The organism is Peribacillus frigoritolerans (assembly GCF_040250305.1).
Taxonomy (GTDB): domain Bacteria; phylum Bacillota; class Bacilli; order Bacillales; family DSM-1321; genus Peribacillus.
Map to the genome: position 1 here is coordinate 5,230,622 of NZ_CP158190.1, position 21,992 is coordinate 5,252,613.

The 21,992-nt window shown below is 41.4% G+C and carries 22 protein-coding genes, 2 pseudogenes and 1 riboswitch; of the genes and pseudogenes, 2 read left to right on the plus strand and 22 right to left on the minus strand.

The features are described 5' to 3' along the window. Positions 1–43: 43 nt before the first annotated feature. From ABOA58_RS25900 to secA, 9 genes are all read right to left on the minus strand, one after another. Positions 44–1,237 carry a PDZ domain-containing protein gene (locus tag ABOA58_RS25900; RefSeq protein WP_350300556.1) on the minus strand — a complete coding sequence of 398 codons (1,194 nt, stop codon included), beginning with the start codon at positions 1,235–1,237 and terminating at the stop codon, positions 44–46. Between the two features lie 214 nt (positions 1,238–1,451). Further along, positions 1,452–2,876: a S41 family peptidase gene (locus ABOA58_RS25905; protein ID WP_350300557.1), complete on the minus strand. Its 1,425-nt coding sequence runs from the start codon at positions 2,874–2,876 to the stop codon at positions 1,452–1,454. 143 nt (positions 2,877–3,019) lie between these two features. Continuing rightward, the gene (locus ABOA58_RS25910; RefSeq protein WP_350300558.1) at positions 3,020–4,414 is read right to left on the minus strand and encodes a murein hydrolase activator EnvC family protein; all 1,395 of its coding nucleotides are present in this window, start codon (positions 4,412–4,414) and stop codon (positions 3,020–3,022) included. 94 nt (positions 4,415–4,508) lie between these two features. Further along, positions 4,509–5,402 carry a permease-like cell division protein FtsX gene (gene ftsX, locus ABOA58_RS25915; protein WP_350300559.1) on the minus strand — a complete coding sequence of 298 codons (894 nt, stop codon included), beginning with the start codon at positions 5,400–5,402 and terminating at the stop codon, positions 4,509–4,511. Continuing rightward, positions 5,392–6,078: a cell division ATP-binding protein FtsE gene (ftsE, locus tag ABOA58_RS25920; protein ID WP_061141190.1), complete on the minus strand. Its 687-nt coding sequence runs from the start codon at positions 6,076–6,078 to the stop codon at positions 5,392–5,394. The genes ftsX and ftsE overlap by 11 nt, the downstream gene beginning before the upstream one ends. Positions 6,079–6,371: 293 nt before the next feature. Further along, the gene (gene cccB, locus ABOA58_RS25925; protein ID WP_350300560.1) at positions 6,372–6,713 is read right to left on the minus strand and encodes a cytochrome c551; all 342 of its coding nucleotides are present in this window, start codon (positions 6,711–6,713) and stop codon (positions 6,372–6,374) included. Positions 6,714–6,762: 49 nt separating this feature from the next. Next, positions 6,763–7,626 carry a YitT family protein gene (locus ABOA58_RS25930; RefSeq protein ID WP_350300561.1) on the minus strand — a complete coding sequence of 288 codons (864 nt, stop codon included), beginning with the start codon at positions 7,624–7,626 and terminating at the stop codon, positions 6,763–6,765. Positions 7,627–7,777: 151 nt separating this feature from the next. Further along, positions 7,778–8,876, minus strand: a protein-coding gene (gene prfB / locus ABOA58_RS25935) for a peptide chain release factor 2 (RefSeq protein ID WP_241593077.1) whose coding sequence is annotated in 2 segments (ribosomal slippage) — positions 7,778–8,812 and positions 8,814–8,876 — 1,098 coding nt in all. Because the reading frame shifts where the segments join, the coding sequence is not laid out codon by codon here. Positions 8,877–9,046: 170 nt separating this feature from the next. Further along, complete coding sequence (secA, locus tag ABOA58_RS25940) at positions 9,047–11,560, minus strand: preprotein translocase subunit SecA (protein ID WP_241593075.1); 2,514 nt, start codon at positions 11,558–11,560, stop codon at positions 9,047–9,049. Between the two features lie 417 nt (positions 11,561–11,977). Between secA and ABOA58_RS25945 the strand changes: the two genes are divergently transcribed. Further along, positions 11,978–12,301 carry a helix-turn-helix domain-containing protein gene (locus ABOA58_RS25945; protein WP_063233922.1) on the plus strand — a complete coding sequence of 108 codons (324 nt, stop codon included), beginning with the start codon at positions 11,978–11,980 and terminating at the stop codon, positions 12,299–12,301. Positions 12,302–12,450: 149 nt separating this feature from the next. Here the strand turns inward: ABOA58_RS25945 and ABOA58_RS25950 are convergent, their stop codons facing one another. The 7 genes from ABOA58_RS25950 to flaG form a co-directional block, all read right to left on the minus strand. Beyond that, complete coding sequence (locus tag ABOA58_RS25950) at positions 12,451–12,591, minus strand: anti-repressor SinI family protein (RefSeq protein ID WP_230176152.1); 141 nt, start codon at positions 12,589–12,591, stop codon at positions 12,451–12,453. A 31-nt stretch (positions 12,592–12,622) separates the two neighbouring features. Beyond that, positions 12,623–12,708: riboswitch (cyclic di-GMP riboswitch) on the minus strand. Between the two features lie 159 nt (positions 12,709–12,867). After that, positions 12,868–13,068 (minus strand): hypothetical protein, encoded by a 201-nt coding sequence (locus ABOA58_RS25955; protein WP_350300562.1) that lies wholly within the window; start codon positions 13,066–13,068, stop codon positions 12,868–12,870. 297 nt (positions 13,069–13,365) lie between these two features. Beyond that, a complete protein-coding gene (gene hpf, locus ABOA58_RS25960) occupies positions 13,366–13,923 on the minus strand; it encodes a ribosome hibernation-promoting factor, HPF/YfiA family (protein WP_214750236.1) in 558 nt (185 codons plus the stop codon). A 251-nt stretch (positions 13,924–14,174) separates the two neighbouring features. After that, on the minus strand, positions 14,175–14,519 hold the full coding sequence (locus tag ABOA58_RS25965) for a flagellar protein FliT (RefSeq protein ID WP_350300563.1): 345 nt from the start codon (positions 14,517–14,519) through the stop codon (positions 14,175–14,177). Beyond that, the gene (gene fliS, locus ABOA58_RS25970) at positions 14,519–14,920 is read right to left on the minus strand and encodes a flagellar export chaperone FliS (protein ID WP_350300564.1); all 402 of its coding nucleotides are present in this window, start codon (positions 14,918–14,920) and stop codon (positions 14,519–14,521) included. The genes ABOA58_RS25965 and fliS overlap by 1 nt, the downstream gene beginning before the upstream one ends. 24 nt (positions 14,921–14,944) lie before the next feature. Next, the gene (locus ABOA58_RS25975) at positions 14,945–16,456 is read right to left on the minus strand and encodes a flagellar hook-associated protein 2 (RefSeq protein WP_350300565.1); all 1,512 of its coding nucleotides are present in this window, start codon (positions 16,454–16,456) and stop codon (positions 14,945–14,947) included. A 14-nt stretch (positions 16,457–16,470) separates the two neighbouring features. After that, positions 16,471–16,830, minus strand: a complete 360-nt coding sequence (gene flaG, locus ABOA58_RS25980; protein WP_350300566.1) for a flagellar protein FlaG — start codon at positions 16,828–16,830, stop codon at positions 16,471–16,473. 460 nt (positions 16,831–17,290) lie between these two features. On the opposite strand from flaG, the pseudogene ABOA58_RS27790 reads away from it, so the two are divergent. Further along, positions 17,291–17,428: pseudogene (locus ABOA58_RS27790) on the plus strand (IS5/IS1182 family transposase); the annotation flags it as partial. Positions 17,429–17,915: 487 nt separating this feature from the next. Here the strand turns inward: ABOA58_RS27790 and ABOA58_RS25985 are convergent. From ABOA58_RS25985 to flgL, 6 genes and pseudogenes are all read right to left on the minus strand, one after another. Next, a pseudogene (locus tag ABOA58_RS25985) lies at positions 17,916–18,029 on the minus strand (flagellin); the annotation flags it as partial. A 349-nt stretch (positions 18,030–18,378) separates the two neighbouring features. After that, positions 18,379–19,659, minus strand: a complete 1,281-nt coding sequence (locus tag ABOA58_RS25990; protein ID WP_350300567.1) for a flagellin — start codon at positions 19,657–19,659, stop codon at positions 18,379–18,381. A 139-nt stretch (positions 19,660–19,798) separates the two neighbouring features. Then, positions 19,799–20,032 carry a carbon storage regulator CsrA gene (csrA, locus tag ABOA58_RS25995; protein ID WP_350302975.1) on the minus strand — a complete coding sequence of 78 codons (234 nt, stop codon included), beginning with the start codon at positions 20,030–20,032 and terminating at the stop codon, positions 19,799–19,801. After that, positions 20,032–20,475 (minus strand): flagellar assembly protein FliW, encoded by a 444-nt coding sequence (gene fliW, locus ABOA58_RS26000; RefSeq protein WP_350300568.1) that lies wholly within the window; start codon positions 20,473–20,475, stop codon positions 20,032–20,034. The genes csrA and fliW overlap by 1 nt, the downstream gene beginning before the upstream one ends. An 8-nt stretch (positions 20,476–20,483) precedes the next feature. Further along, positions 20,484–21,065, minus strand: coding sequence for a DUF6470 family protein (locus ABOA58_RS26005; protein WP_350300569.1), 582 nt, complete (start codon positions 21,063–21,065; stop codon positions 20,484–20,486). A 41-nt stretch (positions 21,066–21,106) separates the two neighbouring features. Further along, positions 21,107–21,985: a flagellar hook-associated protein FlgL gene (flgL, locus tag ABOA58_RS26010; RefSeq protein ID WP_350300570.1), complete on the minus strand. Its 879-nt coding sequence runs from the start codon at positions 21,983–21,985 to the stop codon at positions 21,107–21,109. Positions 21,986–21,992 lie beyond the last annotated feature (7 nt).

Sequence of the window (21,992 nt, forward strand, 5' to 3'; positions counted from 1 at the left end):
CGATATAATTCGAGAAAGGCCGTTTTATTTTATATTCATGTCATTAACCCACTTGTCCGCTTTCCTTCAATTGATCGTCTACGAATAAGAGGCCCAATTCGTAATGCTCCCCGTCAAATAGAGCTCTTTGCACAAAACGAATCTGTTCATTATTATCAATGACCTCAAGTTTGCAATGTGCCCGGTTTATTTGGAGCGCCCTGTATAACTCTTCTTCTTCCCTGACGACGACACCATTTATTTTCGAAATGACCTCGCCTTTTTGCAACCCCATTTTATCTGCCGGAGATTGAGGGATAACGCCTAAGATCTGGACACCCAGCTTACTTTTCGAAAAATAAAAAGGAAGCTTTTGATCCATTGCCTTTTGGGAATAATGCAGAAATTCACGACCGAGGATTGCTAAAACAGCCGTCATGATTGCCAATGGAGGGTACCAGTAACCCACTGCCGCCAAAAGCGTAATCACAATTCCCAATGCCCCTACCTTTTTGCCTTGCGCCCTAATGGCCAGTTCAGGGAGCGTCCCATGCACTTTTTGCTTAAAGCCGATTAAAATGGGCAGTACGATCGGCGACAGGGACATGTCCCCGATTGAAAAAACCGGATACCATTCGAAAGGCACTGGAAGTTGTCCTCCAGGAACCATAACGAACATGGGAATTAGCCAAACTCGCTGTGAAACATACACACCTATCGGCTGTCCCCTCTTGGATACCTCCAACTGGGGAGAGACCTTTTTACTTCCGTTGCCGACAATCAAAAACCCTTCAGCAATCAGTAATAACCCTATTAAAATGACAAGTGTCGGATATACGGACCGATCCAGCTGATTAAGGGCATCCTGAAATAATGTAAGCTTGATATCTCTATCATATAAAAAGAAAAGGATAAAGAAGGTGAGTCCCACCGTATAAACGGGGGAAACAAACCTCCTTTTCATGGATAGCATGGACAAAACCGTTACCACTGCCATGATGAACAGCGCCGCCATAGGAATGGCGAGTCCAGTAGCCAGTGTAAGGAAGGAAAGGATCAATCCCCATATCAATCCTTGAGGTAACATGGAACGCAGCTCCATGGAAAAACTGTAGATCTTCGTATTAAAATCATGGCGTTCCCGTTTAACGCGAAGATAGCCGATGAATAAACAATAGGCAATCGAAACATAAAGCAAAGGATGAAGGAAGAGTTTTCCTAATCCCATTAAGCATGCTATCAGCCAATCCGTTGTCAATTTCTTTCCACCATCCTCAAAAGTAATCAAAATTTTGTCAAATTTCGTTCTGGTCAGTTACCTCCTATTCTATCAAAAATGTAGCCTCCATGCCTATTAAGATGCAGAAAAAGTAGCTTTATCTTAAGTTTCCCCTATACTGCCGTTCATGTTCGCAGGCGGGGCTCGAACAAATGCAAAAGAGGCACCGCTCCAAGGGAACGGTGCCATCAAGTTATTTAACTAAATAATTCAAAGCCGTGCGTAACTGAATATCATTATCTTCATCCTGGATCTTTTCCAGAATGGCGGATTCCAGATGTGCTGCGGTTTTAGCATCAAGCTTACCAGTCACTTCCAGGCCAAATTGTTTTTGGAATGCTTTTACTGCGATTTCTGTACTCCAATCATAATATCCATCCTCACGGCCCGGTTCAAATCCAAGTCCTTTCAGAATGCTTTGGGCATACTGGATTTGTTCATCATTCATATCCCTTTGCAACACCTTCTCAATAGCCAGCTGATGGGCATCAAAATACTCCGGTTGTTTCACTTTGATTGTTGGTTCGATCCCCTTTTTATGGATCCAGTTTCCTGAAGGCGTCAGCCACTTATATAACGTAAGTTTAATCTTGCTGCCATCACCCATTGGTACAGCTTGCTGTACTGTGCCTTTCCCGAAGGTCTTCTCGCCTACCAATGGATAGCCTCCCGCCTCTTGCATCGCTCCGGCCAGGATTTCCGAGGCTGAGGCGCTGCCTTTATCCGTCAAGACGGCAATGGGATAACTTTTCGCTTTCTTAAGGCTTGTAAAAAACGATTGTGTTTCACCCGTTCTTTCTGCAATTTGCAAATAAGGCTTGTCTTTTGTGATAAACTCGCCAAGAATCGTTTCCACACTAGAAAGAAGGCCACCTGGGTTGCCTCGTACATCTATGACCAAGCCCTTAATTCCCTTCTTTTCCAGTTCTTTCATCTGCTTTTTAAAATCAGACGCAGTCTTTTCCGAGAATGTGGTCAACTCGATATAACCGATTTGTTCTCCGGCAACTTCTTTAATTGATGAAAATACGGTATCCAATGGAATTTCGGCACGCACCATATTGAATTCAAGTGGATTGTCCACCCCTGCTCGCTTTATTTCCATTTTGACGGGAGATCCTTTTTTGCCGCGGATTTTCAGGCGTGTTTCATACAGATCCAAACCTTCTACACTTTCACCATTCACCTTAAGGATTTGATCTTTCGGCTTTAATCCAGCTTTTTCTGCAGGCGAGTCTTTGTAAGGAGAAACAATTATGACCTTACCATCTTCCATTCCGATTTCAGTCCCGATCCCTTCAAAAGAGGAGTCCAGGGTTTCATTGAATTGCTTGGCGGTCTCCTTGTCCATATATACGGAATAAGGATCTTTCAGCGCTGACAGCATGCCTTGGATGGCACCCTCCACCAGGTTGGAGCCGTCCACCTGTTCTACATACTGACTTACGATCAAACCGTAAGCTTGTTCCACTTTTGCCCATTCCTTATCCTTCGTTATTTCCTGACTTTCATCCTTTGCTTCATTCTTGGCCGGAAGGCTTGTCCAATATATGCCCCCCACTGCTCCAATGGCTAGTGACATGATGATTGCTAGAGGAAGTACCCATTTTTTGACCATATTTATCCCCATTTCTGACCTGATATGTATTTCACTATATGAGGCGATTGGAAGAAATATGCTTATAGAATATGGTGACACTACACAAAAAAAAACAGACCAGGAATTTATCCTGATCTGTTTTTCCGTTCATATATTGGGTATTAATTAGGTATATAGTTTAATGGATTAACAGCATTTGACTTGCTATAATTCCATGCCCCTTTATGTAGCTCAAAGTGTAAATGCTGACCGAATGAATGTCCTGTGTTACCCATGATGCCAATTTGTTGACCTTTGGCAACTACAGCACCTTCGCTTGCTTGTCTCGAACTTAAGTGTGCATACACAGTAGTCCATTGCTGACCGCCGATCGAATGGGTGACGAAGATGACGTTACCGTATGAACTTGAGAAGTAAGAACGGCTTACGACTCCGTCGGCTGCAGCTACAATTGGAACCGTTCCGCTAGCAGCGATGTCGATGCCGGCATGCTGTTTATTCCATCGTTCACCCATTGTTGAAGATACATATCCTGCACTTGGTCTAGTGAAAGTACCCGATGATACTGCAGGCGTAGGCGCTGGCGCTTGACTTACATTAGACGAAGATTGTGAAGATGATGATGAACTGTTGCTTTTTGCACTATATCCTGAAGAAGTGGATTGTTTTTTTGATTCGGATGCTTGTGATGCTGCTTGTGCAGCCGCTTGTGCAGCTTCTTGCTCTGCACGTTTTTTCGCTTCAGCTGCCGCTTTTTTACGCGCTGCTTCCAATTCGGCTTGACGTTGATGCTCTAAGCTGATGGCAGATTTGATGGCTTTTTCTTGAGCAGCAAGATTCGCTTTTTCTTCCTCTAGACCCATCTTCTCATGTTCATGCTTTTCAGTTTGTTGTTTTAATTTCTTAACTAAAGCATCCTTTTCTTGCTTCTGCTGTTTTTGTTGCTTTTGAATTTCCAATAGTTCAGCTTTTGCCACTTCTAAACTGGCAAGCTTCGTTTCAACGGCATTTTGCTTTTCTTCCAGATCCTTTTTATCCAGCTCATGCTGCTTTAAAATATCACGGTCCGCTTCAGCGATTGTCGCTACAGCTCCGACACGGTCAACTAAATCCCCAAAACTGGATGATCCAAATAATACTTCAAGGTAGTTCACGTCCCCGCCAGTCTCCTGGAAAGAAAGTGCCCTTTCCTTCAATATTTCATTACGTTTGGCGATCCGCTCTTTTAATACTTTAATCTCTTCTTTCAATGCCTCGATTTCTTTTTTCGTTTGTGTAATTTCAGCATTTTTAGCATCGATTTTTTTTGCGGACTCTTCAATTTTCGCTTCAATGGCAGCGATTTGGTCTTCTGCTGTCATTTGCTTATCCTGCAGGTTATCGATTTTCTTTTCCGTGTCAGAAATATTCGATTCAACACCCGAACGTTTTTCCTGGATAGATTCTTTCTGTTTTTCTAAGTCCGAAATCGACTCAGCATAAACCGAAGGTGCCGCTAGAATGCTTCCCAACCCGATCATGATGGAGGCATTCATGGCAATGATATTTTTTTTCACGTTTCATTTCCCCTTTCAACCCGTTACATCCGTGCCTTGTAACGTCTCTCTATTTATGTCTGGCTACTTTTGGCTTTCGAGCAAAGATACACTTTTATACTTTCAGGAACTTCCTGACGGACATCAAGCTGCCCCATATGCCGATAACGGCTCCAATTACGATGAGGATGGCCGAAACTTGATAAATAAACGGATTTGCAGGCAGGAAATCGATGAATTTGAACGTAATCTGCGGTGCTGCATATTTATAAAGATTGTAGTAGAGTACTGCAATCAGACCTATCGGAATGATGGAACCGAGGACTCCCAACCACAGTCCCTCCAAGAAGAATGGCCAACGGATGAATGTATTCGTTGCTCCTACCAATCTCATGATCTCAATTTCTTTTCTTCTGGCTACAATGGTAATTTTAATCGTATTCGAAATCAGGAACATTGCAGTAAATAGTAATCCTACAATAAGTACGATCCCTATGTTTCTAGCAATATTAACAAAGCTGAATAGTTTCTCGACGTAGCCTTGTCCATATTTAACACTTTGGATATACTCCATACCTTCGATTTTTTTTGCCACCTTGATGACATCTTGCGGAGATTTCGTTTTGATAACATAAACGTCCCTTAATGGGTTATCCTGTTCAAATGGTTTAAACGCCTCACCATTATCTCCTAAATCATCTATTAAATTAGTAAGTTCTTCGTCTTTTGGAGAGAAAATCACTGATTCAATGCCGTTTATCTCCATAATTTGCTTACCAATAGTTTTTATATCGTCATCATTCGCCGCATTATCAATATGTGCACGAACTTCGACATCTTTCTCCACATTTCCCGCGATATGATTTAAATTCATCATGAGCACTAAAAAGACGCCAACCAAAGTTAGAGTGACCGTTACTGCACTGACTGAAGCAAACGTCATCCAACCATTACGGCCAATATTTTTAAAACTTTCACGGAAGTGACGGAGCAATGTTCTAAATTTCATATCCGTAATCACCTCGATGTTCATCGCGAACTATTTTTCCACTTTCAATGGCAATGACACGTCGTTTAATATTGTTGACGATGTCCCTATTATGAGTTGCCATGACAAGTGTAGTTCCGCGTTTATTAATTTCTTCGAATATGTTCATGATTTCCCATGATGTTTCGGGATCAAGATTACCTGTAGGCTCGTCGGCTATGACTACCTTGGGGTCATTGACGATCGAACGGGCTATTGCAACCCTTTGCTGTTCCCCGCCAGATAACTCGGAAGGAAGCATTCTTGCTTTATGTTTAATGCCGACCAGATCAAGGACTTCCATGACTCTCTTTTTGATTTCTTCTGGTTCCTTTTCAATAACTTCCATGGCAAAAGCAACATTTTCATATGCAGTGAATGTTTGAAGGAGTTTAAAATCTTGGAATACCATACCGATATTACGGCGGAATAGAGGAACTTTCGAATTGCGGATACTTGGCAGGCTAAGGCCATTGACCAAAATATTACCGCTTGTAGGCTTTTCTTCCCTATACATCATTTTGATGAAGGTCGATTTTCCGGCACCGCTCGGACCCACTACATAAACGAACTCGCCTGGCTTTATTTTCACATTGATTCCATTAATGGCAATTACGCCATTTGGATATGTCTTTTTCACATCTATCATTTCTATCATTCTAAAACCACCTAATTTGCTTGGATTATCACTATGTATCAACAGCTTTTCGACAATTTTCACTGAAATCTGACAGGAATCTCTCTTACTTGAGCACAGAAACATTATAACATCATATTTTGTCAAATTAAGCATAAAAAATATTACAGTTTCATTTCAGTTAGACATATATCAACATCTATGTAATAATTCCAGGATTCGATTGCTTGAAAAGGGGGTTAAATGTGAGTTGTTTCGAGGTTTTAAAGGAGGCTAAATGAAACGTCCTGCTAAGCAGAACGTTTCGTCAATCATTACTTATGTCCAGCAAGCCATTCAGCGACCATGCTTGCTTCCTTGCCCTGGATTATACCTGGTGGCATTCCACCTTGGCCATTCGCTATGACTTTTTCAATATCTGCTTTTGATAGCTTGGAACCGACCTTCGTTAAATTCGGTCCTACGCCTCCTTCAAGATTCACTGCATGACAACTTGAACATTTGTTTTCATAAATTTTTGCGGCATCACCGGCACCTGCCGTAGTCGTTTCATTATTTTCACTTGCAGGCTCTTTATCTGCAGCATCATCGTTCCCACCGCATGCAGCCAAGGCCAAAGAAGTACCCAAAACTAAGGCGAACCACTTCATTTTCATTGAATTTACCCCCTCTGATTTATACCAGCACAAGAACATTATACCAATTTCAATCCAGTTTAAAACCCTCCCCAAGTACCTCCGATGCGTCCATTACAATTACAAACGCTTTAGGGTCAACGAGTTTCACCAATTGTTTCAATTTGGTGAATTCCGACTGGTCTATTACGCACATCAAAATTGGACGAGTATCATCCGTATAGCCGCCATACCCGGATATGCCTGTCACACCCCGGTCCAGCTCATGTATGATAGCATCCCTTACTTCCATTTCTTTATTCGTGATGATCAGTGACATCTTCGAACGGTTCAATCCAATCTGGACGAGGTCGATCGTCTTGCTTGTCACATACAATCCAATCAATGCATAAAGCCCTTTTTCAATATCGAAAACGATGGCAGCACTTAAAACGATGATTCCATCAATGACTGCCACACAGGTTCCCAATGACAGATGGGTATACTTATGGAAAATCTGTGCCGCCAAATCGGTCCCCCCTGTGGAACCCTTCCCGCGAAAGACGATCCCCAGCCCAAGTCCGACCATCATCCCCCCGCAAATCGAACCAAGCAATGCATCATTCGTCCAAGCATCCCAATCCTTTGTCAGAAATACCACTAATGGCAGAAACAGGGTTCCAATCAGGCTTTTGGCTCCGAAATGTCTTCCAAGGATAATGAGCCCCGCAATGAATAAAGGGATATTAAAACCCCAAAGAACGTAGGCTGGCTCCCAACCGAGAGTTGAATCGAGAATCGTGCTAATCCCGCTGACCCCGCCAGATGCGACCTGGTTAGGCAGTAAGAATACATTAAAACCAATGGCAATTATGGATGAACCGACAATCACCAATCCATACTCCGTTAACTTTTGAATTAAAGGGTGCCTCTGCTCCCGGTATCTTTTCTTCATTTTGCATAAGTCTCCTCGAACCATCATTATTATCTAGTATTGGCCGAACGAGGTAGAGCATCCCTTTTCAATCCTGTAAATGTCAGCCAGAAGATTCATTAAAAAGGGGAAAAAAAAGCCGGACCGGGGAAACCGGTCCGACTGGCTGATCTTATAGTTTTGAACGCAAGTACGCATCAATGAACATATCGATATCGCCATCCATGACAGCTCCCAGGTTTCCGGTCTCCGCACTTGTACGGTGATCTTTAACCATGGAATATGGGTGGAAAACATAAGAACGAATTTGGCTTCCCCAGCCAATTTCCTTTTGCTCACCACGGATTTCATCCAATTCCGCTTGTTGCTGCTCAATTTCACGTTGATACAATTTGGCTTTCAGCATATTCATGGCCTGGGCCTTGTTTTTGATTTGAGATCTCTCGTTTTGGCACGTTACCACGGTGTTCGTAGGTATATGGGTGATCCGGACTGCCGAGTCCGTTGTATTGATATGCTGACCACCTGCACCACTTGCCCGGTACGTATCTATTTTCAAATCTTCCGTGCGTACTTCAATGTTGATCGTCTCATCGAATTCCGGCATGACTTCACATGAAACGAATGAAGTATGGCGTCGTCCTGAGGAATCGAAAGGAGAAATACGGACAAGACGGTGTACCCCTTTTTCCGCTTTCAAATAACCATAGGCGTTATGGCCTTTGAAAATTAAAGTGACACTCTTGATCCCAGCTTCATCACCTGGAAGGTAATCAAGGGTTTCCACTTTAAAGCCTCTTTTTTCACCCCATCTTGTATACATGCGCAGCAGCATGGAACCCCAATCCTGGGACTCCGTTCCGCCAGCACCAGGATGCAGTTCAAGAATGGCATTTTTCGAGTCATATTCTTCACTTAGTAAAAGTTGAAGTTCAAAGTCATTCATCTTTTGTGCAAGAACCGTGATCTCTTCTTCCAGCTCCGCTAAAAGTTCTTGATCATTCTCCTCTTTCACTAATTCATATGTCAAATCCAGATTTTCATATGATTCATTCAGGTCGGACAATTGATTGACTTGTTCTTTTAAAGCATTCGTTTCATTGATGACAGTTTGTGCTTTTTGCTGATCATTCCAAAAATCGGGATGTGTCATCTCATTTTCTAGCTGTGCGATTCGTGCCTCTTTTTCATCTAAGTCAAAGAGACCCCCTAAAGTCCGTTAATCGTTGCGCTGTCCGTTCAAGTTCATTTCTAATTTCTGCTAATTCCATTTCTCTTCACCTCATTAAGTATGTTAAAAAAAATCCCTGAAGAGGGATTCCCTTCATTACAAATAAATCTCTCCAAACTATATGCAAATGTATTGCTTTATGCAAACAAAACATGAAAAGAGGCGGCAAGCCTTACACTTAACCGTCCCATAATCATTATACACCTAACTTTAGCCTAAATTGCCATGGCAATTCTTATATTTTTTACCGCTGCCGCATGGGCATAACGCGTTTCGGCCAACGTCTTCCTTTTTACGTGCAGGGGCTTTTTTCACTTTTCCCCCGTCTTCTTCCTTCGGATTGACCGCTTGTCCTTTTATGACTTCCTTGCGTTCCAAATTGTTGCGGATTTCGGCCTTCATGATGTATTTTGCGACTTCATCTTCCATTGAAGCAATCATCGCTTCAAACATTGCGAAACCTTCTGATTGATATTCACGAAGCGGATCGATCTGGCCATAAGCACGAAGGTGGATCCCTTGGCGCAATTGCTCCATCGCATCAATATGGTCCATCCACTTACTATCGACCGCACGAAGAACGATTACTTTTTCGAATTCACGCATTTGTTCTTCAGATAGCTCTTCTTCTTTTTGGTCATAGCTTTCTTTCACTTTTGCTAAAATGAACTCAACCAATTCCGATTCATTTTTCCCTTCCAAATCAGCTACAGTGATTGAACCTTCATTGAATAGGTTACCATTCAGGTAATCGACAAGGCCTTGTAAATTCCAGCCTTCCTCATCGCCCATTGGTGCAAACGCGACAACATTTCGCTGGATGGATGCCGTGATCATCGTTTCGACGATTTCACGTAAATTCTCACTTTCCATGACATCGAAACGCTGTTTATAAATAATTTCCCGTTGTTGACGGAGAACATCGTCATACTGCAGTAATTGCTTACGTGAATCGAAGTTATTGCCTTCGACCCGTTTCTGTGCGGATTCAACGGCCCTTGTCACCATTTTACTTTGAATTGGCTGGGAATCATCCATACCAAGGCGTGCCATCATGTTTTTCATGTTATCCGAACCAAAGCGGCGCATCAATTCATCTTCCATTGATAAATAGAATTGAGTGACCCCTGGATCTCCCTGACGGCCGGACCGACCACGCAGCTGGTTATCTATACGCCTGCTTTCATGACGTTCCGTACCGATGACAGCAAGGCCCCCAAGCTCCTTGACACCTTCACCAAGCTTGATATCCGTACCGCGCCCTGCCATGTTCGTAGCGATCGTAACTGATCCTTGATTACCTGCATTCGCAATGATTTCCGCTTCACGCTCATGGTTCTTGGCATTCAAAACATCGTGAGGGATTCCTTTTTTGGATAAATAGGCAGATATGACTTCAGATGTTTCGATGGCAACCGTACCGACAAGCACAGGCTGACCCTTTGTATAGCGTTCGGCGATGTCTTCCACAACAGCCTTGAATTTCCCATCGGTTGTAGCGTATATAAGATCTGCCCTGTCGTCCCTGATGATATTCCTGTTTGTCGGGATCGCAATGACATTCATATTATAAATATTGCGGAATTCCTCTTCTTCCGTTTTGGCTGTACCGGTCATACCTGAAAGCTTTTCATACATCCTGAAATAGTTCTGGAATGTAATCGTCGCAAGAGTCATGCTTTCATTTTGAATTTCAAGTCCTTCTTTCGCTTCGATCGCCTGGTGGAGACCTTCACTGTAACGGCGGCCTTTCATCAAACGGCCAGTGAATTGGTCAACGATGACTATCTCGCCTTCCTGGACAACATAATCCACATCCAAATGCATGGAAACATGCGCCTTTAACGCCTGATTGATATGATGATTCAAAGTAACGTGATTAATATCGAATAAATTATCGATATTAAACGCTTTTTCAGCTCGATTCATCCCATCTTCCGTCAGCTGAACACCTTTTGTCTTTTCATCATATGTGTAGTCGGTTTCTTTTTTTAAGGTTCTTACAAACGCATTGGCCTGGATATAAAGCTGAGCCGATTTTTGTGCCGAACCGGAAATGATCAATGGCGTTCTTGCCTCATCGATCAAAATCGAATCGACCTCATCAATGACGGCGAAGTGCAGCGGGCGCTGTACCATTTGTTCTTTATATAACACCATATTGTCACGAAGATAATCAAAACCTAACTCATTATTCGTACTGTACGTAATGTCAGCATTATACGCCGCCTGCTTTTCTTCTTTAGAATGACTGTTCAAATTCAATCCGACGGTCAAACCAAGGAAATCATACAATACGCCCATCTCGGTGGCATCACGGTGTGCCAAGTATTCATTGACAGTAACGACATGTACACCTTTACCGGTAAGCGCGTTTAAATAAACCGGCATCGTGGATGTTAAGGTTTTACCTTCCCCTGTTTTCATCTCGGAGATATTTCCATCATGAAGTGATGCCCCACCCATGATTTGAACACGGTAAGGATATAAGCCCAGAGCACGCTTTGCCCCTTCACGTGCTACCGCAAAAGCCTCAACAAGCAAATCATCAACGGTTTCCCCATTTTGATAACGCTCTTTAAACTCACCCGTTTTGGCACGCAACTGTTCATCCGATAACGCTGCCGTCTCATCAGCCAGCGCTTCGACCTGATCGGCGATTTTTTCTAAACGTTTGATTTCTCGCTTATTCGGATCAAAAACTTTATTTAATATATTAAGCATTCAATAACGCTCCTCTATTATGGTAATGATCGTTCAATGACAAAATTCATATAAGTAAGAAGAAACACACTTCTATTATTACTAATGCACGCTTAATTTTACCACTTCTATCATAGAGGTACAACTTCATGTCACTTCCCTGGTATAGACCTGAATTCAATTCTTGCGAAAAACAATGGATAAATGAGGAGTAAAACTGTTAAAATAGAAGGAAGTATAAAAAATATGTTGCAAATTCCCCACTATTCCATGTGCAAATGAGAATTATCCATAACCTTCCATCACTAGATGCTGTGTCCTCTCTAGCGATAGCATGTCAAGGTAATCCTACCTTACAGTCGTCTTGTTTGAATGATAAGATTGGCTACTGACACTTATTAGCGGAAGATAAATAGAACATGTTTCGAGGTGGTATTGATGATTGGTGAACGTGTAAAAAAACTGCGAGAAGAAAAGAAAATGTCGATGACTGAACTTGCCGATAAAGCCGGTGTGGCAAAGTCTTATTTAAGTTCGCTCGAGCGGAACTTACAAACGAATCCTTCTATTCAATTTCTTGAAAAAATCTCCGCCGTACTTAACATTCCTGTTGATGCCCTGCTTTATGATGCACCAAATAAGGAAACCTTGGACACTGACTGGATGAAAATCGTTGAGGAAGCCATGAATTCGGGTGTTTCAAAACAACAATTCAGGGAATTTATCGAGTTTAATAAATGGAGAAAAGATAAAGAAGAGTAGAGTGGTAATGCACTAGTTTACCTACATAATCCTGAAGAATACAGTTTGAATAAGCTAGACTTGTTAGAATCTCAAGGAAGAATAAACCCTATAAACAGCTAATGAATCGAATTACTGTTTATAGGGATGTTCTCGATCTTGTTCGGAAGCTATTTTCCATTGTTCTCCTCTAATGTTACCTCAAGGCTTTCCCGTTTCAAAAAAGCACTGATTTCCTCTTTTTTGAAACCCAAGCTCCTTGCTTCTGAAATCAATTTCACCCATTCTTGATCCATCTCCACATTAGCCACCTCTTCTACCTCCTAAAATACTCTTTGTATTTCAGGCAGACCAGCCATCATAGTCTCGAGGACCTTAGACCTGTGCCTTTGCGCCCTCATCTTTCAATAAGTTTGCCTTTGTCGTGGTATTTATTACCAAATACATTACTTATAATCATATTATAACGGATACCCACTCCATATATTGCTATTTTATGTCGGTAATCTACCTAAATGCAAAAACTTTTATCCGACAAAATATTACAATATTAAGAAAATTCAAATTCCAGGTGATTTTTCATAGAATTATTCAATTTCTTTTTTTATAAAATAGTAAATATTACTCTTCTTAATATTCCGTTTCTGCGCATTGATTCTCTCCATTGTAAGTGCATCCAAGGCTTTTTGCGCAGTTAAATCCTCACCGCAGGTCGGGCAAAGCCACTTTCCATATTCCGTACTGCTAAAAGAAGCCCTATGGCAAGTATGGCAATTCTTTCGATACAAGTAATCCAACCCCTCTGCACCTTAATCAAATTGTTTTTTATAAAAAACCAATCGTTCTTTTTAAAGAACTTACAATTTGAGTATAGTGCAAAAGAAAGGGGTTATTAAATAGGTAAAACTGACTATTTATCTTAATAAAGAACAAAAATTGTTCTTTATTAAGCGTCTTTCGTTAATTTGAATTCTTTAGAGAACAAAAGAAGCAATCATTTTTTCCTTTTCAAACAAATTCTATCAACAGGCATTAAAAAAGCACAACCCAAAGGCTGGGCTGTGCTTGTGATCTTAGAATAATAATTAACTAGGTTCAATCAATCCATAGCGTCCATCTTTTCGGCGGTACACTACGTTCGTTGTATTAGTATCCGCATTCGTGTAAACGAAGAAACTGTGACCAAGCATATTCATTTGTAAAATCGCTTCTTCACTGTCCATCGGCTTTAAATCAAAGCGCTTATTGCGGACCACTTCAATATCATTATCGTCTTCGAATTCATCCACCACTTCGTCAACTTCCGTATTGAAGGCGAATGCATCTGGTGCAGTCGATAGATTGTTTCGGAACTTGCGATTGACCTTCGTTTTATGTTTACGAATTTGGCGTTCAAGCTTATCATTGATCAAGTCAATGGCAGCATACATATCCGCATTTTCCTCTTCAGCACGAAGAACCAAATTCTGCATGGGAATCGTCACTTCGACCTTTGATGTATTATTGTTCACTTTTAAATTCACTAACACATTTGCATCTGGTGTATTGTTAAAATATCGTTCTAACTTGCCAATTTTCTTTTCGACGTATTCTCGAATTGCTGGAGTTACCTCAATGTTTTCACCGCGTACGTTGTAATTCATAAAGTGAGTCCTCCTTAAATTAAGACTATACAGTTAGATTCTACAATACCCCTCCGGTTCCTTTTAGAAACACATCATGAAATATGTCGAAATAATGAAACAATTGTCGGAAGGTTTGGAAGGGTTGATGTCTGCCCTAGCTTCATTATATCAAATGCTATGCTATAAAGAAAAAATTAAGCCTATTTTATTTACAGAAAATTTAAAAATAATTAACATAAAAACCGTTTGGAAACCAAACGGTTGCGTAATCAGTATCTTTTATCGTAGAACATACCATCAACTGATAGACTTTCATACGGATTCGTGTATTTATTGGATGATTTTTTCTTCTTATTTATTTCCTGGATATCCCGCTGTATCTCCTGCTTTTGGAGCTTCAGCAAGTGATCGACCTGTTGGTTGAGCAACAGTGCTGCACGTCCCAGCTGCTGCTCTTCACCAGTAAAAGGCGGTTTGATTTGAGAAAGAAGTCCATCTCGCTGATCAATCAGCTGTGTGACCCTTTCTATTTTTTCATCACGTTCTGTGATCGAGTGATCTTCCAGAACGGCAAGTAATTCAGCGGTTAAATCATGAAAGGTTCTAATCACCATTACACTTGACCGCTTTGGGTGAATTGTTTTTTCCGATTGATTTGAATTACTTCTTTCCAAGTATTCCGGAACTCAGTAACAAGTCCCTCCACTTCTTCCAAGGCAGCAACATCATTTTTCAGATTCGCTTCTATCAGACGCCGGTTCATGAAATCATACAGACTCATCATATCTTTGGATACATCCGCATCCATATTCAGCGTCACCATCAATTCATGGACAATGTTTTGCGCCTTAATGATGTTCGTATTCCTCGCTTCGATATTTCCTGCTTCAATGGCTTTCTTCCCAAGCATGATGAACTTCAAACAGCCATTATAAAGCATTAATGTAAGCTCACCCGGGGATGCTGTATTGACTGAATTTTGCTGATACGATTGATATGGATTATTTATTGCCATATTTAACTTCCTTTCTGACTTACCTTAACTAAAATAAGAAGCTAACGATGCACTTTGGCTGTTTGCCTTTTGAATCGCTTTTTCCATCGCTGTGAACTGGTTGTAATAGCGCGATTCCAATTTCGTTAGCTTTGCTTCAAATGTTGAGATCCGGGTATCCAATCCATTAACCAGCTTCCCGATGGTAAACGAGTTATTAACATATCCGGCTTTCCCGGCCTTTTCCGTTATCGTTTTCATTGAAGATTGTATATCATCCCGCAAACGGCGAGCGAGACCTTTTTCGCTCTTTTCCGTACCATCAGCCATGAACACATTATAAATCGCATTGGGATCCTCACTAATGGCTGCCCGGAGCTTGTCCTCATCAATCGTTAATTTACCGCCCTCCAAATAATTCTTGGTCGTGGTGATTCCCAAACTGCTGAGACTGTTTTTTCCTGTGATTCCATCCACCGAGGTGTATAGGGATGACCTCATTGTGGTCAGGAGGCTTTTTAATGTCGAATCGCTTTTTAACGTTCCGCTCTTTGCTTTTTCTTCCCACAGCTTCACTTCATCCTCTGTCATTGCCTTCTTTTGCTCCGAGGTAAGCGGGGTAAAGGAGCGATATTTCGCTTCACCCGTTTTATCTTGAACCTTTTTAATGATTTCATTGTATTTATTCACAAACTGTGTGATCGTGTCTAAGATGGCATCCACATCAGCTGTTGATGAGAATGTTACTGTATCCGTCGTTTTTTGCTTTATCGTTATTTCCGCTCCATTAATCTGAAACGTATTCGAGGGCCGGGAAATGTCCAGGCCATTATAAGTAATCGATGCATTTTCCCCTATTGTGCCGCCAGTCCCTTCATTGTTACTGCTCATTTTTAGCGTATTGAAGAAATCTCCGGTACCCCCTAATTCAATTTCAGGGCGATCTTTTACATCACCTGTGTTTTTAGCAGTGATGGAAAATTTCTGGGACGTTTCATCGAAAAATAGAGTCACTCCCGAGTTGGCATTAATTTTATTGATAACACTCTCTAACGTATCATCCGCATTAAGAGTAAGCGTATAAGGTTTTTCCACTGTTATCCCATCTTTTACTTCCGTATCAAAACCGCCATCTTTATTGATGGCCAGTATCGTAATATCTTGAGGTGTCGTAATACCCAATTCAGACAGTTTCTTTTTAGGGTCAGTAACAGCCGATTTTTCCGTACTGGTCATACTCGCTGCTTTGGCAAGTCCATTCACCTTGATATTTCCAGTAAAATCACTTGTCGAGCTTATATTTTTCACTGATACAGCATCTGGATTCGATACCGATACCTTTTTTTTAATGAAGGAAGACTGCTTCCCAATTCCATCACGAATGAGCGTATCCAATTCTGATAAAGCTGTATTTATCGAGCGGTAATCATCACGCTGCCACTCGGAATACTGCTTTTTCTGTGTTAATTTATCCAATGGCACCCGTTCTGCCTGCATCATGCTCTTAACTAATTCATCAATGTCCATTCCACTTGCTAAACCACTGATTCGTACCAAAATTGATCACCCGCTTATATTTTTTCATCCACCATTATGCCGACAAACTCCGTCATTGCCGCATAGAAATCCAATAACTTCTTCGGAGGAATTTCCCTGATCGTCTCATCCGTCACATCATCCACTACCTTGACATAGTACTCATTCAGCTTCTCGTGATATTCAAAACGAACGGCCGTATGTGTAGGATTCAGGAAGGTGTTCAAACTATCCACCGCTTCCTGCACCTTTTCTTTTGTAGGCTGATTGGATTCCACACTTTGTTCAGAATAGGCAACTGTATTGATTTCTCTTTGATAGTAAGAACTAATTCCCTCTGAGATGGCTGTTCTAAGTTGTGAGGAAAGAATATTCGTGGACAAACTCTCCAGCATTTAAAAAGCCCCCAATATGATCTCTTTACTTTTTATATCGGTAATTAAGATTTTATATTTAGTCACTCTTACATTTTGGTTGCACCTGCAGACATTCATTAATGATCCTTTGTTATAAAAGAGATTCTACTAAAAAAACTCTTGAAAAATATCTGGAGTTTTTTGGTTTTTTAAATTTTGACCGTTGATTTCCTCTCCAGGCACTCGCTTTCCGCGGGCGGTCCGGGAGCCTCCTCGGCGCTTTTGCGCCTGCGGGGTCTCCCTTGGACTCGCATTCCCGCAGGAGTCTCGCACCTTCCGTTCCAATCAACTTTGTTTTAACAGTTAGATAGTATTCCTTTTACTTACACTTTTTTGAACAGATTTTCTATCGAACCTTAATGAGAGCTTCAGAAAGAAAACGGATAAGTATAAGAATGTATTGCTAACTCCGTACATGAGAAAGCCAGTGGGGAATAAGCGGAATGTAGGAAAACCTCCAGGCGTTTTAGCAAATGCAGCTTACAAACACCAGCTTTACCTATACACGCGTCCTCGAACAAAAGAAGGATTCTTTCGGAAGTATGATTATATGTACGATGAACATTTCTATAAATGCACAAACCCAATGAAAAAATAAAAAGGTGTCGGAATGAAACCATTCCGACACCTTTTTATTTACAAACTTAAGACTCTATACAATATCTTAAGTCTTTGAATGAAAACCAGGTAAAGATTAACGTAATAATTGAAGAACGCCTTGTGGTTGTTGGTTCGCTTGCTTTGCGACTATGTCTTTCGATCATAGAATAGACTATATCTTCATCCATGTTTTTCATGGAGCTGGGCACTTCGATCAGCTTATGCTGCCCTACGAGATTCATAGTCATAGCTTTCGCCTTAGACCGTATTCCCTAGTCGTTGAACCTTCTCCAGAGTTTCCTCTCAGGAGCTTGGCTGCTGATTATCCATTGTTTCATCTCCATCATTTTCAGACCATCACGCTTACCGTTTCCAGTTACGTTGTGGTTGATAAGGCTTTAGGAAGTTCCAGCAATTCACCCAGTTATACTTTTATCCATTACTGGATAAAACGCCCTTCAAATTTACCTTAGAAGTTGTAAAACTCCTTGAGGTGCGGAATTTGCTTGAGCCAACATTGCTTGTGCTGCTTGACTAAGAATAGAATTCTTAGTTTGGTTCATCATTTCTTTCGCCATCGTGCGAACATTTACTTTCATAAATGACTAGACTATATCTTCACCCTCAACATGATTTGTTAGGGGTCGGGCACTTCGGATTCACAATGCTGATGTACATTGTTTCACCTATGGATTTCATCACCTTGAGCTTAGCTTTTAGATGGTCTATCCTAGTCGTTGAACCTTCTCCACTCTTTCGAGACAGGAGCTTGGCTGCTGATTGCCCAATCTTTTCTTTTTTCAAACCTTCACGCCTGTCGTTTCCAACTACGTTGTGGCAAGAAAAGCTCTAAGGGGTTTCCAGCAATTCACCCGATAATAATCGCTAGCCGTTACCAGCTAGGACGACTGTGCTTGTCACTGTTTTTTAAGCAGCTAAAGCATAATCTACGTCACGGATACGAGATTCCGCAGCAGTTAGGTTTTCAGATGAAGTTCCTAAGTTGTTGATTGTGTGCTCTAGACGGTTTTGGAAAGAACCAAGTTTTGATCGTTCAGCTGATACTTGTTTAATTGCTTCGTCTAACACTTTAACAGCGTCGTTAGCACCAGATTGTGTAGTTAAATTAATATCTTTAACCAAATCATTATTTGCTCTATCACCAAGAGTATTTGTACTGATTTCATTAATATCAACTGTCATATTTTGGTCTTTGTTAGCACCAATCTGTAAAGTAGCTCCACCACCAGCGATTGTGATTGTTGCTGTGCTAGTAGCTGTACCTTTTGCTACAAATTCTGCACCTTTAAAGCCAACTTCCTGGCCTAGACCTGTTACTTGTTGACTAGCGCTATTTGGTTCTACTATTGTAACAACTGCGTCAACACCTGCCGTTACAGCTCCACCAAATTCTGCAGCATCCGCTCCACCTAATGTCATTTTATTCGAAGAACCAAATTTTGTTTGGTCTAGTTTAATATTTGCTTCGCCAGTATTAGTTGTAGTATCAACTGCAGCTTCCACACCAGTTACGTCTTTATATTCATTAATTTTATTCATGATATCTGTAGCAGTTGCAGACGTCATTCCAGAAAAGTCAATCTTTGTCCCATTAATAACTAATTCTTTTGTACTAACATCGCCAGCTGCTATAAAGTCACCAGTTCCAAGAGCTGCGCTAGCTTTTGTTGCAGCTGTATCAACAGTAACCGTGTATGCCCCAGGTGCTAATCCAGTAGCTGATGTAATATCAACATTAGCTTTAGCAGAAGAAGTACCTGAAACACCTAAACTACCATTTAATAATTTTTGCGTGTTAAATTCAGTTGTTTCTGAAATACGATTAATTTCGGATTTTAACTGTTCAACTTCTTTTTGAATTTCTTTTCTATCATCTAAAGTATTTGTGTCGTTAGATGATTGAACAGATAATTCACGCATACGTTGAAGAATGTCATGAGTTTCGTTCAATGCACCTTCAGCAGTTTGGATCATCGAAATTCCATCTTGAGAGTTACGGGATGCTTGATCAAGACCCCGAATCTGTCCACGCATTTTTTCAGAGATTGCAAGACCTGCAGCATCGTCCCCAGCTTTGTTAATACGCATACCTGAAGACAATTTCTCCATTGATTTTGATTGGTTTGCAGAAGCACTTGATAACTGGCGATGAGTGTTTAACGCTGCGATATTGTGATTGATAATCATTTTTTGTTTCCTCCTTGAGTTTTAAGTTCCCACATCCATGTGGTTGTTTACGATGGGCAGTGAATAAGTCGGCCGCCTATTTCACTGCCCATCGTTGTATACTTAATATCGACCTTCTTGGAAACATATTTAGGGGATTTTACGATTTTTTCTTGAAATACTCATTTATGTTTTCCAGAAGGTTGGATTCCATTTTCATGGCTTCGCTATTTTCCTGCTGGATGGACAGGTAGATTTCCTTCCTATGGATTTCGACGTTTTTCGGGGCATTGATACCGAGTTTGATCTGTTCCCCCTCAACGGACAGGATCGTAATTTCGATATCATCGCCAATCATGATTGCTTCATTTGGTTTTCTGGTCAATACGAGCATCATTTTTCCCCCTGTTCTGCTGGAGGTTCAAACAGTCTGTGCTTTGTACGGTATTCACTAGCGGTCATGATAAATTGCTTTCCCGTTTTTTTTGAGCTATTTATGATGATGGGGGCCTGGAGATTCGCCGTCGTTTCATTGAAAGGGTCCTGGATCGTTAAGATGACGAAAGTAATGACTTCCAGTTCCGTTTCTATTTGTAAAGAAGATAATACCTCATCCGTAAGCTTCACTTCGTAATCATGAAACACTTCAAAAGGATTCGTCACAATGAAGGCCAGCTCTTTAGTTTCTGTCGATTGCAGGACGAAAAATGGCGTTTCTTCCAAAGCTAGCAAGCAAAACTGTTTTTCTTCTAAAAATCCCGGTATCCCGCTTTCAAATACATAAATCTCTTTCTCTGCCAATTCGATTTCGCCATGAAATTTTGTTTGTAGTATCATCTATGTTTTCACTTCCCTATCTCATCCGGAAATAAATTGATGAAATCTATATCCAGCGCATTTTTTTGTAAAATTTCCACTTCCACACTGCCTGGTGTGTATGTATGGTTCACCCTATTGATTTGAGCATCAATGATCGGTTTTTGAGCGGTTGCTTCAATCTTCACTTGGGCCGGCTGGTAGTCAAGCTTCACGCTAAATGGAGAGGGAATCCAGCCGAGATTGAATCGCTTCTCAGGTCCTTTGCTGTTTTGCCTGGCCTGTTCAGCGAGTGGATTACCGCCATTTTCAATATGCCTCAGCTCAGTTCCCTGCTGGGCACGTCTTGCCATACCCGCCAGCCAATCCTGATATCCCTGCTGCGCAAATTCATCGACTCTTACTGAGAGGCTTTTCAAATCCATGTCTTCCCTTGCTTGTGACTGATCGATCGTCAGCTTGCCTGGTGTCGTTTGAATCTCCAGGATCGCATGCGGCTGTTCGATTGATTGGACCGCTGCCTTCTGTTCGATTTGCTGTACAGGCTGCTCTATATTCAATCCAATCTTCATTGGGGTGGATTGCAATCTAATTTGTGGAATCTGCATCATCAACACTCCTTATAGAAAAAAGCTATCCATTTAAGAATAGCTTAACGAAGAAAATCCAATAAACTCGGCTGCATGATTTTTGCTCCGATACTTAATGCAGCACTATGGACACTTTCCTGGGTCGTCAAATCCATGATCGCTTTTTCGATATCGACATCCTCATTTTTCGAAAGGATTTCAGTGGCAAAAACCTCCTGCTGCTTGAGACGGTCCGTCATCAGCTCAATCCGATTCTGCCTTGCACCAACCTGGGCCTGCATGCCTAAGAAGGTATTTATCGTCGCGTCAAGTCCTTCCAGCGTGCCAGTCACGTCGCCGCCGTTTTCCAGTGCTTCGATTGTTTTGTCGATGCTTCCTCCAGCAGCAAGTGCATCTCCAAAAGTCTTGGAACCATTTGTATTGATTTTAAGGGAAATCCCCGAAAACACTTCAAGGTTTATGTCCCCTGTGCCATACACCGTATTCCCATTTCCGTCTTTAACGGACGATGGTCTCACATTCGTATCCTGACCGTTGAAAATATATTTCCCGCCTATTTGTGTGTCGCCAAGAGTTATGAGATGTTCTTTTAATTGCTTGATTTCTTCAGTAATTGTTTTAAGTTGTTCCCCTTCATACGTGCCATTACTGCCTTGAACGGTTAATTCACGAATCCGCTGCATGGCGGAAACACTTTCAGTAATGGCATCATCCGTGCTGTCGATCCAATTGGTCGCCTCGGCGATGTTACTTTGATACTGCCCTATTTGATTGAGGTTTGTCCTGTACCCCATTCCCATCATGGCCGCAACAGGGTTATCGGATGGTTTGGAGAACTTCTTTTGAGTAGATACCTGCTCTTGCAGCTTGGACATCTTTTCGTAACTGCTGCTTAAATTGCTCAGCATATTATTGGTTAGCATCGATTGCGTTACACGCATATTCGTC

Bases quoted from the DNA above. Each gene is read 5' to 3' on its own strand.
- ABOA58_RS26005 (WP_350300569.1), bottom strand. From the start codon at position 21,065: ATGATGCAGATTCCACAAATTAGATTGCAATCCACCCCAATGAAGATT.
- ABOA58_RS25945 (WP_063233922.1), top strand. From the start codon at position 11,978: ATGATTGGTGAACGTGTAAAAAAACTGCGAGAAGAAAAGAAAATGTCG.
- ftsE (WP_061141190.1), bottom strand. From the start codon at position 6,078: ATGATAGAAATGATAGATGTGAAAAAGACATATCCAAATGGCGTAATT.
- ABOA58_RS25905 (WP_350300557.1), bottom strand. From the start codon at position 2,876: ATGGTCAAAAAATGGGTACTTCCTCTAGCAATCATCATGTCACTAGCC.
- csrA (WP_350302975.1), bottom strand. From the start codon at position 20,032: ATGCTCGTATTGACCAGAAAACCAAATGAAGCAATCATGATTGGCGAT.
- flaG (WP_350300566.1), bottom strand. From the start codon at position 16,830: ATGCTGGAGAGTTTGTCCACGAATATTCTTTCCTCACAACTTAGAACA.
- secA (WP_241593075.1), bottom strand. From the start codon at position 11,560: ATGCTTAATATATTAAATAAAGTTTTTGATCCGAATAAGCGAGAAATC.
- ftsX (WP_350300559.1), bottom strand. From the start codon at position 5,402: ATGAAATTTAGAACATTGCTCCGTCACTTCCGTGAAAGTTTTAAAAAT.
- flgL (WP_350300570.1), bottom strand. From the start codon at position 21,985: ATGCGTGTAACGCAATCGATGCTAACCAATAATATGCTGAGCAATTTA.
- fliS (WP_350300564.1), bottom strand. From the start codon at position 14,920: ATGGCAATAAATAATCCATATCAATCGTATCAGCAAAATTCAGTCAAT.
- cccB (WP_350300560.1), bottom strand. From the start codon at position 6,713: ATGAAAATGAAGTGGTTCGCCTTAGTTTTGGGTACTTCTTTGGCCTTG.
- ABOA58_RS25990 (WP_350300567.1), bottom strand. From the start codon at position 19,659: ATGATTATCAATCACAATATCGCAGCGTTAAACACTCATCGCCAGTTA.
- hpf (WP_214750236.1), bottom strand. From the start codon at position 13,923: ATGAATTACAACGTACGCGGTGAAAACATTGAGGTAACTCCAGCAATT.
- ABOA58_RS25965 (WP_350300563.1), bottom strand. From the start codon at position 14,519: ATGGTGATTAGAACCTTTCATGATTTAACCGCTGAATTACTTGCCGTT.
- fliW (WP_350300568.1), bottom strand. From the start codon at position 20,475: ATGATACTACAAACAAAATTTCATGGCGAAATCGAATTGGCAGAGAAA.
- ABOA58_RS25930 (WP_350300561.1), bottom strand. From the start codon at position 7,626: ATGAAGAAAAGATACCGGGAGCAGAGGCACCCTTTAATTCAAAAGTTA.